The organism is Haemophilus sp. 27098_8_127 (genome assembly GCF_041433495.1).
In the GTDB taxonomy this organism is placed as follows: Bacteria; Pseudomonadota; Gammaproteobacteria; order Enterobacterales; family Pasteurellaceae; genus Haemophilus_D.
The window spans coordinates 119,924-132,727 of sequence record NZ_JAPWBP010000004.1 but is presented as its reverse complement, the minus strand read 5'-3'; the positions used below and the strand labels follow the sequence as shown (position 1 = coordinate 132,727).

Genomic DNA, 12,804 nt, shown 5'->3' with positions numbered 1-12,804 from the left:
ATCTTTATATATAAATAGATCTTATCTTTATTATCTCTCGATCTTCTCTCATCACAAATTGAATTCTTGCTTTCAAGCACACGGAATTTTCAGTAGAATAGCGCCTATTTTTAGATCGAAGATCAAATTGAAGACGAAGAGAGAGATATGTTTTACACCGAAAATTATGATGTGATCGTTGTTGGTGGCGGTCATGCCGGGACAGAAGCCGCATTGGCACCAGCACGCATGGGATTAAAAACCCTGTTATTGACACATAACGTTGATACCCTTGGACAAATGTCATGTAACCCCGCTATTGGTGGTATTGGTAAAGGCCATTTAGTGAAAGAAGTGGATGCCATGGGCGGTTTAATGGCGCATGCTGCAGATAAGGCGGGGATTCAATTTCGTACTTTAAACAGCAGTAAAGGACCTGCTGTACGCGCAACTCGTGCTCAAGCTGACCGCGTGTTATACCGTCAAGCTGTACGCATCGCACTAGAGAATCAACCTAATTTAGATATTTTCCAACAAGAAGTAACCGATATTTTAGTTGAGCAAGATTGCGTTTGTGGTGTGGAAACCAAAATGGGGCTTAAATTCCGTGCTAAATCGGTGGTTTTAACTGCCGGTACTTTTTTAGCGGGTAAGATCCATATTGGTTTAGAACATTATGAAGGCGGTCGAGCTGGTGATCCGGCATCCGTTACACTTTCTCATCGTTTACGTGATTTGAATTTACGCGTTGATCGTTTAAAAACCGGTACACCACCGCGTATTGATGCACGTACAATCAATTTTGATATTTTAGCTAAACAGCATGGTGATGAGGTGTTGCCTGTGTTCTCTTTTATGGGATCAGTGGATGATCATCCTCAACAAATTCCTTGTTATATCACCCATACTAATGAACAAACTCATGAAGTGATCCGTAATAACTTGGATCGTAGTCCAATGTATACCGGTGTGATTGAAGGAATCGGTCCGCGTTATTGTCCATCTATTGAAGATAAAGTGATGCGTTTTGCGGATCGTAATTCACATCAAATCTATTTGGAACCAGAAGGCTTAACCAGTAATGAAGTGTATCCAAACGGGATCTCTACTAGTTTGCCGTTTGACGTACAAATGGGTATTGTGAACTCCATGAAAGGTTTGGAAAAAGCTCGTATCATTAAACCAGGTTATGCCATTGAATATGATTATTTTGATCCGCGTGATTTAAAACCTACTTTAGAAACTAAATCTATTTCTGGTTTGTTCTTTGCGGGTCAAATTAATGGTACAACCGGTTATGAAGAAGCAGCGGCACAAGGATTATTGGCGGGGATTAACGCAGGTCTTTATGTACAAGAAAAAGAGGCATGGTATCCACGCCGCGATCAATCTTATACTGGCGTATTGGTTGATGACCTTTGTACACTTGGTACCAAAGAACCGTATCGTGTATTCACTTCTCGTGCAGAATACCGTTTGTTATTACGTGAAGACAATGCAGACATTCGTTTAACGCCAATTGCCCATGAATTAGGTTTGATTGATGAGGCTCGCTGGGCACGCTTTAATCAAAAAATGGAAAATATTGAGCAAGAACGTCAACGCTTACGCAGCATTTGGTTGCATCCGCGTTCTGAATATTTAGAAGAAGCGAATAAAGTACTTGGCAGTCCACTTGTGCGTGAAGCCAACGGTGAAGATTTATTACGCCGTCCAGAAATGACCTACGATATTTTAACTTCTTTAACGCCATACAAACCGGCAATGGAAGATAGAGAGGCCGTAGAACAAGTGGAAATTGCCATTAAGTATCAAGGCTATATTGAGCATCAACAAGAAGAAATTGAAAAACAAAAACGCCACGAAAATACAGCTATCCCGGCTAACTTTGATTACAGCAAAGTGTCTGGTTTATCTAATGAAGTACGTGCGAAGTTAGAACAACATCGTCCTGTTTCAATTGGCCAAGCGAGCCGAATTTCAGGCATTACTCCTGCGGCAATTTCAATTATTCTGGTGAATTTGAAAAAACAAGGTATGTTGAAACGCGGCGAATAATGTTTAAAAATGAAAAGTGCGGTTAAAACTAACCGCACTTTTTTATGATTAAATTTAAAGAACCATTATTAATGGGCGAGAGCTTGTTTCACTGCTACATCCAATCCTGCTGTTGGACGACCAAGCAATTTCTCAAGGGTTTTGTCTTCTGAGAATAATGCACCGTTTGATGCATCTACATCCCATTGTGCAATTAAGCCTGCAAATCCTTCATCTAATCCTGCTTGTACAAGTGCTGCGGCATAATCTGCTGCAGGAATATCCACGTAAGGGATATCTTTACCTGTTTGTTTGCTGATTTCTGCTGCAAGGTCGGCTAATGTCCAGCTGGTTGATCCGGCAAGTTCGTAAGTTTGGTTTTCATGACCTTCACTTAATGCGACGTTTACTGCTGCTTCAGCAAGTTCTGCACGAAGTACAGACGAAATTTTACCGTTTTTTGCTGAACCGTAGAAAGCATTGTTTGCTAATGCTGCCGGAATTGAAGCTGTGTAGTTTTCGGTGTACCAACCATTGCGTAAAATAGTGTAAGTAATACCCGAAGCTTTTAATGCTGCTTCAGTTTCAACGTGCTCACCGGCAAGGGATTTTACAGTATTATTGTTGGTCGCGCCGAGTAAACTGGTATAGATAATATGTTTCACACCCGCTTTTTTCGCTGATTCAATTACGTTGTTGTGTTGTACAAAACGCTGACCGATTTCATTACTTGATACTAAAATTAATGTATCTACGCCTTGTAATGCTTCTACTTGTCCTTCTGTTTTTGAATAATCAAATTTGCGAGCTTCTACACCTAAAATTTTTTCTGGAGAGCGTACAAGCGCAAGAACGTTTGCTTGTTTTGCTTTTAATAAGTCTAATGCGATTGCGCCAAATTGACCTGTTGCACCAGTAATTGCGATAGTTTTAGTTGTCATGATGTTTTCTTTCTCGTTAAGTTGAAATGATGTTTGAACATTTGATTGTTCGCTTGATGTGGCGTATTATATTTTAATACTTACTTTTGAGAAGTACTTACATAAACGTAAGTTTTGTAATTTTTTAAAAATAATTTTCAAATTGTTGATTTTTAAGGAATTAAAAATGGAAAAAAATTTAAATCGTGGGAACGTACTGGCTTCAGCTTGCCCTTCTCGCCAAATTTTGCAACATTTAACCAGTCGTTGGGGCGCATTAGTGTTAGTGAGTTTACATTCTGGCACCAAGCGTTTTAGTGAACTTCGCCGTGCTATTGATGGCGTAAGCGAGCGTATGTTGACTAAAACCCTGCAGGAATTGGAGGCTGATGGTATGTTAATCCGTAAATCCTATAATACCGTGCCACCGCAAGTGGATTACACATTAACAGAATTTGGAACAGAGGCTTCTAATAAGATGTTTGAGTTAGTGGATTGGTTGGAAACAAATTTAGGGAATATTTTAGCAAGCCAGAAGAAATAATGTTTCAAGGTAGGTATTTTCAAGTAGAATGACGACAAACAGACAAGATAGATAGAAAAATGAAAGCAAAACTCGAAAATTTACTGACTCAAGCTGAAATTCAATTAACAGATCGACAAAAAGATCAACTTATCCAGTTAGTGCAATTACTCAATAAATGGAATAAAGCCTATAACTTAACCTCTGTGCGTGATCCACAGGAAATGTTAGTGAAACATATCTTGGATAGTATTGTTGTTAGTCCTTATTTACAAGGGGATCGTTTTATTGATGTAGGAACCGGTCCAGGCTTGCCAGGTCTGCCTCTAGCCATTATTAATCCTACCAAGCAATTTGTCTTGTTAGATAGTTTAGGTAAGCGTATTAGCTTTATTCGAAATGCAGTACGTGAGTTAGGACTAACAAATGTAGAACCTGTTCTTAGCCGCGTTGAGGAATACCAACCTGAACAAAAATTCGACGGTGTACTAAGTCGTGCATTTGCTTCGTTAAAAGATATGACAGATTGGTGTCATCATTTGCCAAAAGAAAATGGGTATTTTTATGCTTTGAAAGGCATTTATCACGAAGATGAAGTTCAAGAATTAGACAAAAAATTCGAAGTAAAAGACGTGATAACTTTACATGTCCCTGAGCTTGTAGGTGAACGACATTTAATCGTTTTACGATAAAACACACTTTTTTTGTGACGATTTTGTGAATATTTTTTAAAAGTGTGATTTGTTTAACATTTTTTAGTGGTTTAAAAGTTGAAACTCTTTGTAGCACGGGTATAATTAGATAGTTTTTGTATTTTAAAAAAATAAGATAATGTCTAAGGTTTTAACACAGGCTAAAAATCGATATCAAAAGGCGATAATCATTGAGTCGGTTTGTCTTGTTGTTTTTGGGGTATTCCTTGCAATTTGGCAAGGTGAAAGTGTAGTAGATTTTAGTTTAGGATTTATTAGTGCTTTTGTACCATTTTGTGCTTTTGCTTATATTGTTTTTTTTCGCAAACAAGATTTTTCAACAAAATTAACAGCATTTTATCGTGGTGAAGCGTTAAAGTTTATGCTAACGATTGTGCTTGTGGGGGTGTCCTTTAAATGGCTTGCTATCTCACATTTTATTTTATTTTTTGTTGGTTTTTTTACAGCATTAGCGTTGAATAATTTTATTCCGTTTTTGTTAAATAGATCTTAATTTTTCTACAAAGGGTTGACTATGTCTGGACAAACAACTTCCGAATATATTAGTCACCACTTGTCTTTCTTGAAGACAGGTGATGGTTTCTGGAACGTTCACTTCGATACGCTTTTTTTCTCAATTGTATCCGCAGTGATTTTCTTGTTTATCTTTTCTCGTGTTGCAAAAAATGCTACGACAGGCGTACCAGGCAAAATGCAATGTTTGGTTGAAATTGTTGTAGGTTGGGTTGATGGCATTGTGAAAGAAAACTTTCATGGTCCGCGTAATGTGGTAGCACCAATAGCTTTAACCATTTTCTGCTGGGTATTCATTATGAATGCTATCGACTTAATCCCAGTTGATTTTCTTCCTCAATTTGCCGGTCTTTTTGGTATTCATTATTTAAGAGCAGTACCAACAGCAGATATCAGTGCAACATTAGGTATGTCAATCTGTGTATTCTTCCTCATTCTTTTCTATACAATTAAATCAAAAGGTTTTGGTGGTTTAGTTAAAGAATATACACTTCACCCTTTTAATCATTGGGCGTTTATTCCTGTAAACTTTATTCTTGAAACGGTAACTTTATTAGCTAAACCGATTTCTCTTGCTTTCCGTCTTTTCGGTAATATGTATGCAGGGGAATTAATCTTTATTCTTATCGCTGTGATGTACTCTGCAAATGTGGCCATTGCAGCATTGGGAATCCCATTACACCTAGCTTGGGCTATTTTCCATATTTTGGTTATTACGTTACAAGCATTCATCTTTATGATGTTAACGGTGGTTTATTTAAGTATTGCTTATAACAAAGCAGAACATTAATTTTTATTAACCGGCTCTAGGGCTAAACTTAACTTCTATCTATTGGAGAACATTATGGAAACTGTAATTACAGCGACAATCATTGGTGCATCAATTCTTCTTGCATTTGCTGCATTAGGTACTGCAATCGGCTTTGCGATCTTAGGTGGTAAATTCTTAGAATCATCTGCTCGCCAACCTGAATTAGCATCTAGCCTACAAACTAAAATGTTTATCGTGGCTGGTCTTTTGGATGCGATTGCAATGATTGCTGTTGGTATTTCATTACTTTTCATTTTCGCAAACCCATTCATCGGTTTATTACACTAATCACCTTATTTGCTTATCAACGTAAAACAAGCATAGTAAGGAGGACGTTGTGAATTTAAATGCAACATTGATTGGTCAACTTATTGCGTTCGCACTTTTCGTGTGGTTCTGCATGAAGTTTGTTTGGCCACCAATTATTAATGCGATTGAAACACGTCAAAGCCAAATTGCGAACGCCTTAGCGTCAGCTGAAGCAGCGAAAAAAGAGCAAGCAGATACTAAAAATCTTGTTGAACAAGAACTTCTATCTGCCAAAGTACAAGCTCAAGAAATTTTAGATGCTGCGAATAAACGTCGCAATGAAGTGTTAGACGAAGTGAAGGCAGAAGCTGAAGAACTAAAAGCAAAAATTATTGCTCAAGGTTATGCTGAAGTAGAAGCAGAACGTAAACGTGTTCAAGAAGAATTACGTGTTAAAGTGGCTTCATTAGCAGTAGCGGGTGCTGAGAAAATTGTGGGTCGTTCTATTGATGAAGCGGCAAACAATGACATTATTGATAAATTAGTTGCAGAGTTATAAGAGGCTTAGCTTATGTCAGAATTAACTACAATAGCTCGCCCTTATGCAAAAGCTGCATTCGACTTTGCCATTGAACAAAGTGCGGTTGAAAAATGGACTGAAATGTTAGGTTTTGCTGCAGCCGTAGCTGAAGATGAAACGGTAAAAGCTTACTTAAGTAGTTCTCTTTCTGCACAGAAATTAGCTGATACAGTAATTTCTATTTGTGGCGAACAATTGGATCAATATGGGCAAAATCTTATTCGGTTAATGGCTGAAAATAAGCGTTTGAGTGCGATTCCTACCGTGTTTGAAGAATTTAAACATTATGTGGAAGAACATCAAGCTATTGCAGAAGTTGAAGTAACTTCAGCACAACCATTGAATGCAACACAAATCGAAAAAATTGCAGCTGCAATGGAAAAAAGATTAGCTCGCAAAGTGAAATTAAATTGCAATGTAGATAGCTCACTGATTGCCGGTGTAGTTATTCGTACAGAAGATTTTGTGATTGACGGAAGTAGTCGTGGACAACTTGCTCGTCTCGCAAATGAGTTGCAATTATAAGAGGAATACAAGATGCAACTAAATTCAACTGAAATTAGTGAATTGATTAAAAAACGCATCGCTCAATTTGACGTGGTGAGCGAAGCCCGTAATACAGGGACTATTGTTTCTGTAAGTGACGGGATTATTCGTATTCATGGCTTAAGCGATGTGATGCAAGGCGAAATGATCGCCTTACCAGGCAACCGTTACGCAATGGCACTTAACCTTGAACGTGATTCTGTTGGTGCGGTAGTAATGGGTCCTTACGCAGATTTAGCGGAAGGTATGGAAGTACAATGTACTGGCCGTATTCTTGAAGTACCAGTTGGCCGTGGTTTATTAGGTCGTGTGGTAAATACGCTTGGTCAACCAATCGATGGTAAAGGTGAAATTGAAAACGATGGTTTCTCTCCTGTTGAAGTCATTGCACCAGGTGTTATCGATCGTAAATCGGTTGATCAGCCTGTACAAACCGGTTATAAAGCGGTTGACTCCATGGTTCCAATCGGTCGTGGTCAACGTGAGTTAATCATCGGTGACCGTCAAACTGGTAAAACAGCATTGGCAATCGACGCAATCATTAACCAACGTGATTCAGGTATTAAATGTATCTATGTAGCAATCGGTCAAAAAGCGTCGACTATTGCAAACGTAGTGCGTAAATTAGAAGAGCACGGTGCGCTTGAAAACACTATTGTTGTTGCGGCATCTGCATCTGAATCAGCAGCATTACAATATTTAGCGCCTTATGCTGGTTGTGCAATGGGTGAATATTTCCGTGATCGCGGTGAAGATGCGTTAATCGTTTACGATGACTTATCAAAACAAGCCGTTGCTTATCGTCAAATTTCATTATTATTACGTCGTCCACCAGGTCGTGAAGCCTATCCAGGTGACGTATTCTATCTACACTCACGTTTACTTGAACGTGCAGCACGTGTAAATGAAGAATACGTAGAAAAATTCACTCAAGGTGCAGTAAAAGGAAAAACTGGTTCTTTAACCGCTCTTCCAATTATTGAAACTCAAGCAGGTGACGTTTCAGCATTCGTTCCAACCAACGTAATTTCGATTACCGATGGTCAGATTTTCTTAGAATCTAACTTATTTAACTCTGGTATTCGTCCAGCGGTAAACCCAGGTATTTCGGTATCTCGTGTGGGTGGTTCTGCACAAACTAAAGTAGTGAAAAAATTAGCTGGTGGTATCCGTACTGCATTAGCTCAATATCGTGAATTAGCGGCGTTTGCTCAGTTCGCATCTGACCTTGATGATGCTACCCGCAAACAACTTTCTCACGGTGAAAAAGTCACTGAATTATTGAAACAAAAACAATATGTACCGCTTAGCGTAGCAGAGCAATCTGTGTTGCTTTTTGCGGTTGAGTTTGGCTATTTAGAAGATGTGGAATTGCAAAAAATTGCAAGTTTTGAAGCCGCACTTTTAGATTACGCTCGCCGTAACCACAGCGAGTTTATGGCTGAATTGACCAAAACCGGTAATTACAATGATGAAGTTAAAGCATCATTGAAATCGATTTTGGATAACTTTAAAGCCAACAGCGCGTGGTAAAAGTAACGGAGAAATAAGATGGCAGGTGCAAAAGAGATAAAAACCAAAATTGCCAGTGTACAAAGTACACAAAAAATTACAAAGGCAATGGAAATGGTGGCGACCTCGAAAATGCGTAAAACGCAGGATCGTATGTCGGCTTCTCGTCCGTATTCTGAAACAATACGAAATGTTATCAGCCACGTCTCTAAAGCAAGTGTTGGTTATAAACACCCATTTTTAATTCAACGCGAAGTGAAAAAAGTCGGGATCTTAGTGGTCTCGACTGACCGCGGAATGTGTGGTGGTTTGAACATTAACTTGTTTAAAACCGTGATGACAGAAATCAAACAATGGAAAGATAAAGGTGTTAATGTTGAATTGGGTTTAATTGGCTCAAAAGGCATTAGCTTCTTCCGTTCATTAGGATTACCTGTTCGTGCACAACTTTCCGGTTTGGGTGATAATCCGACAATGGAAGACTTAATTGGTGTTGCAAACGGTATGTTTGGTAGCTATAAAGACGAAGAAGTAGATGCAATTTATATTGCCTACAATAAATTCGTTAATACAATGGCACAAAAACCTGTTTATCAACAATTAATACCATTACCGGCATTAGAAACCGATAATTTAGAGCAAAGACAAAGCACCTGGGATTACCTTTACGAGCCAGAGCCAAAAGTCTTATTAGACAGTTTGCTTACTCGTTATTTGGAATCACAAGTGTATCAATCTGTGGTAGATAACCTTGCTTCCGAGCAAGCTGCTAGAATGGTAGCAATGAAAGCGGCAACTGATAATGCAGGTAATTTAATCAATGACTTGCGATTAGTTTACAATAAAGCCCGTCAAGCAAGTATTACAAATGAATTAAACGAAATCGTCGCCGGCGCGGCAGCGATTTAATGAAAGAGGAACGGTAATGTCAGCAGGAAAAATTGTACAAATCATCGGTGCGGTGATTGACGTTGAATTCCCACAAGATGCAGTACCAAAAGTTTACGATGCATTAAAAGTTGAATCAGGTTTAACCCTTGAAGTTCAACAACAATTAGGTGGCGGTGTAGTTCGCTGTATCGCATTAGGTACATCTGACGGCTTAAAACGTGGCTTAAAAGTAGAAAATACGGGTAACCCGATTCAAGTTCCAGTAGGGACTAAAACGTTAGGCCGTATTATGAACGTATTAGGTGAACCAATCGATGAGCAAGGTGAAATTGGCGCGGAAGAAAATTGGTCTATTCACCGTCCGGCACCAAGCTATGAAGAACAATCTAACAGTACGGAATTATTAGAAACTGGTATCAAAGTTATCGACTTAATTTGTCCATTCGCAAAAGGTGGTAAAGTAGGTCTATTCGGTGGTGCGGGTGTAGGTAAAACCGTTAACATGATGGAATTAATCCGTAACATCGCGATCGAGCACTCAGGTTACTCCGTATTTGCGGGTGTAGGTGAACGTACTCGTGAAGGTAACGACTTCTATCATGAAATGAAAGATTCTAACGTATTAGATAAAGTATCATTAGTTTACGGACAAATGAATGAGCCACCAGGTAACCGTTTACGTGTTGCGTTAACCGGTTTAACTATGGCAGAGAAATTCCGTGACGAAGGTCGTGATGTATTATTCTTCGTGGATAATATCTATCGTTATACCCTTGCTGGTACTGAAGTATCTGCGTTATTAGGTCGTATGCCATCTGCAGTAGGTTACCAACCGACATTAGCAGAAGAAATGGGTGTGTTACAAGAACGTATCACTTCAACCAAAACAGGTTCTATTACCTCTGTTCAAGCGGTATACGTACCTGCGGATGACTTAACTGACCCATCTCCGGCAACAACCTTTGCACACTTAGACTCAACAGTTGTATTAAGTCGTCAAATTGCGTCTTTAGGTATTTACCCTGCGGTTGACCCATTAGATTCAACTTCACGTCAATTAGACCCACTCGTTGTTGGTCAAGAGCACTATGATGTAGCACGTGGCGTACAAGGTATCTTACAACGTTATAAAGAATTAAAAGATATTATCGCAATTCTTGGTATGGACGAGTTATCTGAAGATGACAAACTTGTGGTAGCACGTGCGCGTAAAATTGAACGTTTCTTATCACAACCGTTCTTCGTTGCTGAGGTATTTAACGGTACTCCAGGTAAATACGTTTCTTTAAAAGAAACTATCCGCGGCTTTAAAGGTATTTTAAACGGCGAATACGACCATATTCCAGAACAAGCGTTCTACATGGTCGGTACAATCGACGAAGCGCTAGAAAAAGCCAAAAATATGTAATCACTTCAAGTCATTTGAAGGAGAACAAAAATGGCGACATTTAACCTAATAATAGTCAGCGCAGAGCGAAAAATCTTTGAAGGTGCTGTTAAACAAATCCAAGCAACAGGTGTGGAGGGTGAACTTGGTATTTTACCAAACCACACCCCTTTGATGACGGCGATTAAGCCGGGGATTGTTAAATTCACCCTTGAAGATGGCAATGAAGAAGTTATCTATGTTTCAGGCGGCTTCTTAGAAGTTCAACCTAAAGTAGTAACAGTACTTGCCGATGTTGCAATTCGCGGTAGCGAGTTAGATGCAGATCGTATTCGTGAAGCAAAACGTAAAGCGGAAGAAAATATTGTGAATCATGCAGTTGATGTGGATCATGATTTACTTGTAGCTAAACTTTCTAAAGAGTTAGCGAAACTTCGTGCTTACGAACTTACTGAAAAACTCGTTAAATCAAAACGATAAGTTAATGATAATAAAAAAGAGCGGTTATTTTGACCGCTCTTTTTGTTTTTCTATCGTAAGAAATATCGATACGCTTTACTTTCACTCACATCTTCATAAACATAGCCGAGTTCTGCTAAAGCTTGTTCAAATTCTGCGTTATCTTTTTCGCCTAATTGGAAAGCCGCAAGAATATTACCGTAATCAGCTCCATGTGCACGATAATGGAATAATGAAATATTCCAACGTTTACCCAAAATTTCTAAGAATTTAAGTAAAGCGCCTTTTTGTTCTGGAAATTCAAAGCTATAAAGTCGTTCATGATGATTAGAAACTCGTCCACCCATTAAATAACGCACGTGAGTTTTCGCAATATCATCATCAGACATATCTTCTACATCAAAGCCGTTTTTCGTTAAATCAGCAATAATTTCCGATTTTTCAGCTTCATTAGCCGTGCGCACACCAACGAAAATACAGGCTTTTTGATTATCTGCATAACGATAACTGAATTCTGTTACTGCACGGTTACCGATGACATGGGCAAATTTTAAGAAGCTACCCGGTTGTTCCGGCATGGTTACCGCCAATAAAGCTTCACGGTTTTCACCAATTTCACAACGTTCTGAAACATAACGCAATGTATGGAAGTTAAGGTTGGCGCCAGATAGAATTGCCGCCATATTTTTGCCTTCCAAATTGTTTTGTTTCACGTATTTCTTCAAACCAGCTAATCCTAGGGCGCCAGAAGGTTCTGCGACAGCACGCACGTTTTCGAATAAATCTTTCATTGCTGCACAAACTTCATCACTATCTACCAGCACCATACCGTCTAAATATTTTTGACATAAACGGAATGTTTCATCACCAATACGTTTTACCGCTACACCATCAGCAAATAAGCCAACATGTGATAAATCGGTAGGTTCACCTTTTTCTAAGGCGGCATTCAAACAAGCTGAATCTTTGGACTCGACACCAATGACTTTAATTTCCGGCATAAATTGTTTGAGCAAAATCGCTACGCCAGCGGCGAGACCACCGCCTCCGATTTGCACAAAGACATAATCCAAATCAGCCACCTGTTGTAGCATTTCCATTGCCAATGTGCCTTGACCGGCGATGACCAATGGATGATCAAATGGCGGGATAAATGTCATATGTTTAGATTTTGAAAGCTCAATGGCTTTGGCTTTAGCCTCATCAAAATTAGCTCCGTGCAGCAACACTTCGCCACCAAATCCACGAACTGCATCTACTTTAATGCTTGGTGTATTTTGTGGCATAACGATTAACGCTTTTAAGCCAAGTTGTTTGGCTGATAAAGCAACGCCCTGCGCATGATTACCCGCAGAAGCAGCAATGACACCTGCTTGTTTTTGTTCATCAGAAAGGCTAGAAATCATCGCATAGGCACCACGCAGCTTAAAGCTATTTACTGGCTGGCGGTCTTCACGCTTAATCCAAATATTATTATGTAGGCGATCAGACAATTTGCCCATTTTTTGTAGTGGAGTTACGGTAGCGGCTTCATATACTCTGGAGCCAAGTTTGACAATCGCGTTAATGTAATCCGATTGAGAGGGTTGAGGATTGGTGAGTAAATTTTTCATAGTATTACGGTGAGATTTATCGCATTAATAAAGTTATTTAATATTACTTTACAGTTGATAGTAGATTAATT

General features: G+C 39.1%; 14 protein-coding genes. 12 read left to right on the top strand and 2 right to left on the bottom strand.

Going from position 1 to position 12,804, the window contains the following annotated elements:
- The first annotated feature begins 147 nt into the window (after nt 1-147).
- A complete protein-coding gene (gene mnmG, locus O3746_RS06480) occupies nt 148-2,037 on the top strand; it encodes a tRNA uridine-5-carboxymethylaminomethyl(34) synthesis enzyme MnmG (protein ID WP_371448189.1) in 1,890 nt (629 codons plus the stop codon).
- Between the two features lie 68 nt (nt 2,038-2,105).
- On the opposite strand, the gene O3746_RS06475 is transcribed toward mnmG, so the two are convergent.
- Entirely contained in the window at nt 2,106-2,957 is an 852-nt protein-coding gene (locus O3746_RS06475; RefSeq protein ID WP_049373779.1) for an SDR family oxidoreductase, read from the bottom strand.
- A 166-nt stretch (nt 2,958-3,123) separates the two neighbouring features.
- Here O3746_RS06475 and O3746_RS06470 point away from each other — a divergent pair, with 166 nt between their 5' ends.
- The 11 genes from O3746_RS06470 to O3746_RS06420 all read left to right on the top strand — a co-directional run bounded on the left by O3746_RS06470 (nt 3,124) and on the right by O3746_RS06420 (nt 11,141).
- Nucleotides 3,124-3,480: a helix-turn-helix domain-containing protein gene (locus O3746_RS06470; RefSeq protein WP_070868185.1), complete on the top strand. Its 357-nt coding sequence runs from the start codon at nt 3,124-3,126 to the stop codon at nt 3,478-3,480.
- 59 nt (nt 3,481-3,539) lie between these two features.
- Nucleotides 3,540-4,151, top strand: a complete 612-nt coding sequence (gene rsmG / locus O3746_RS06465; protein WP_049373777.1) for a 16S rRNA (guanine(527)-N(7))-methyltransferase RsmG — start codon at nt 3,540-3,542, stop codon at nt 4,149-4,151.
- A 139-nt stretch (nt 4,152-4,290) separates the two neighbouring features.
- Nucleotides 4,291-4,665, top strand: a complete 375-nt coding sequence (locus O3746_RS06460; RefSeq protein ID WP_371448185.1) for an ATP synthase subunit I — start codon at nt 4,291-4,293, stop codon at nt 4,663-4,665.
- Between the two features lie 21 nt (nt 4,666-4,686).
- The gene (gene atpB / locus O3746_RS06455) at nt 4,687-5,475 is read left to right on the top strand and encodes a F0F1 ATP synthase subunit A (RefSeq protein WP_014064469.1); all 789 of its coding nucleotides are present in this window, start codon (nt 4,687-4,689) and stop codon (nt 5,473-5,475) included.
- Nucleotides 5,476-5,529: 54 nt separating this feature from the next.
- The gene (gene atpE, locus O3746_RS06450; RefSeq protein WP_005629249.1) at nt 5,530-5,784 is read left to right on the top strand and encodes a F0F1 ATP synthase subunit C; all 255 of its coding nucleotides are present in this window, start codon (nt 5,530-5,532) and stop codon (nt 5,782-5,784) included.
- 49 nt (nt 5,785-5,833) lie between these two features.
- Nucleotides 5,834-6,304, top strand: a complete 471-nt coding sequence (gene atpF, locus O3746_RS06445) for a F0F1 ATP synthase subunit B (RefSeq protein ID WP_005699161.1) — start codon at nt 5,834-5,836, stop codon at nt 6,302-6,304.
- A 12-nt stretch (nt 6,305-6,316) separates the two neighbouring features.
- The gene (atpH, locus tag O3746_RS06440; RefSeq protein ID WP_014064468.1) at nt 6,317-6,850 is read left to right on the top strand and encodes a F0F1 ATP synthase subunit delta; all 534 of its coding nucleotides are present in this window, start codon (nt 6,317-6,319) and stop codon (nt 6,848-6,850) included.
- 12 nt (nt 6,851-6,862) lie between these two features.
- A complete protein-coding gene (gene atpA, locus O3746_RS06435) occupies nt 6,863-8,404 on the top strand; it encodes a F0F1 ATP synthase subunit alpha (RefSeq protein ID WP_049365101.1) in 1,542 nt (513 codons plus the stop codon).
- Nucleotides 8,405-8,422: 18 nt separating this feature from the next.
- Nucleotides 8,423-9,292: a F0F1 ATP synthase subunit gamma gene (gene atpG / locus O3746_RS06430; protein WP_371448180.1), complete on the top strand. Its 870-nt coding sequence runs from the start codon at nt 8,423-8,425 to the stop codon at nt 9,290-9,292.
- Nucleotides 9,293-9,308: 16 nt separating this feature from the next.
- Nucleotides 9,309-10,682, top strand: a complete 1,374-nt coding sequence (atpD, locus tag O3746_RS06425; RefSeq protein ID WP_005694944.1) for a F0F1 ATP synthase subunit beta — start codon at nt 9,309-9,311, stop codon at nt 10,680-10,682.
- A 30-nt stretch (nt 10,683-10,712) separates the two neighbouring features.
- Complete coding sequence (locus O3746_RS06420) at nt 10,713-11,141, top strand: F0F1 ATP synthase subunit epsilon (protein WP_005699104.1); 429 nt, start codon at nt 10,713-10,715, stop codon at nt 11,139-11,141.
- Nucleotides 11,142-11,191: 50 nt separating this feature from the next.
- Here O3746_RS06420 and ilvA read toward each other — a convergent pair whose 3' ends face one another.
- Nucleotides 11,192-12,733 carry a threonine ammonia-lyase, biosynthetic gene (ilvA, locus tag O3746_RS06415; RefSeq protein ID WP_371448177.1) on the bottom strand — a complete coding sequence of 514 codons (1,542 nt, stop codon included), beginning with the start codon at nt 12,731-12,733 and terminating at the stop codon, nt 11,192-11,194.
- Nucleotides 12,734-12,804: the final 71 nt, after the last annotated feature.

Bases quoted from the DNA above. Each gene is read 5' to 3' on its own strand.
- mnmG (WP_371448189.1), top strand. From the start codon at position 148: ATGTTTTACACCGAAAATTATGATGTGATCGTTGTTGGTGGCGGTCAT.
- O3746_RS06475 (WP_049373779.1), bottom strand. From the start codon at position 2,957: ATGACAACTAAAACTATCGCAATTACTGGTGCAACAGGTCAATTTGGC.
- O3746_RS06470 (WP_070868185.1), top strand. From the start codon at position 3,124: ATGGAAAAAAATTTAAATCGTGGGAACGTACTGGCTTCAGCTTGCCCT.
- rsmG (WP_049373777.1), top strand. From the start codon at position 3,540: ATGAAAGCAAAACTCGAAAATTTACTGACTCAAGCTGAAATTCAATTA.
- O3746_RS06460 (WP_371448185.1), top strand. From the start codon at position 4,291: ATGTCTAAGGTTTTAACACAGGCTAAAAATCGATATCAAAAGGCGATA.
- atpB (WP_014064469.1), top strand. From the start codon at position 4,687: ATGTCTGGACAAACAACTTCCGAATATATTAGTCACCACTTGTCTTTC.
- atpE (WP_005629249.1), top strand. From the start codon at position 5,530: ATGGAAACTGTAATTACAGCGACAATCATTGGTGCATCAATTCTTCTT.
- atpH (WP_014064468.1), top strand. From the start codon at position 6,317: ATGTCAGAATTAACTACAATAGCTCGCCCTTATGCAAAAGCTGCATTC.
- atpA (WP_049365101.1), top strand. From the start codon at position 6,863: ATGCAACTAAATTCAACTGAAATTAGTGAATTGATTAAAAAACGCATC.
- atpG (WP_371448180.1), top strand. From the start codon at position 8,423: ATGGCAGGTGCAAAAGAGATAAAAACCAAAATTGCCAGTGTACAAAGT.
- atpD (WP_005694944.1), top strand. From the start codon at position 9,309: ATGTCAGCAGGAAAAATTGTACAAATCATCGGTGCGGTGATTGACGTT.
- O3746_RS06420 (WP_005699104.1), top strand. From the start codon at position 10,713: ATGGCGACATTTAACCTAATAATAGTCAGCGCAGAGCGAAAAATCTTT.
- ilvA (WP_371448177.1), bottom strand. From the start codon at position 12,733: ATGAAAAATTTACTCACCAATCCTCAACCCTCTCAATCGGATTACATT.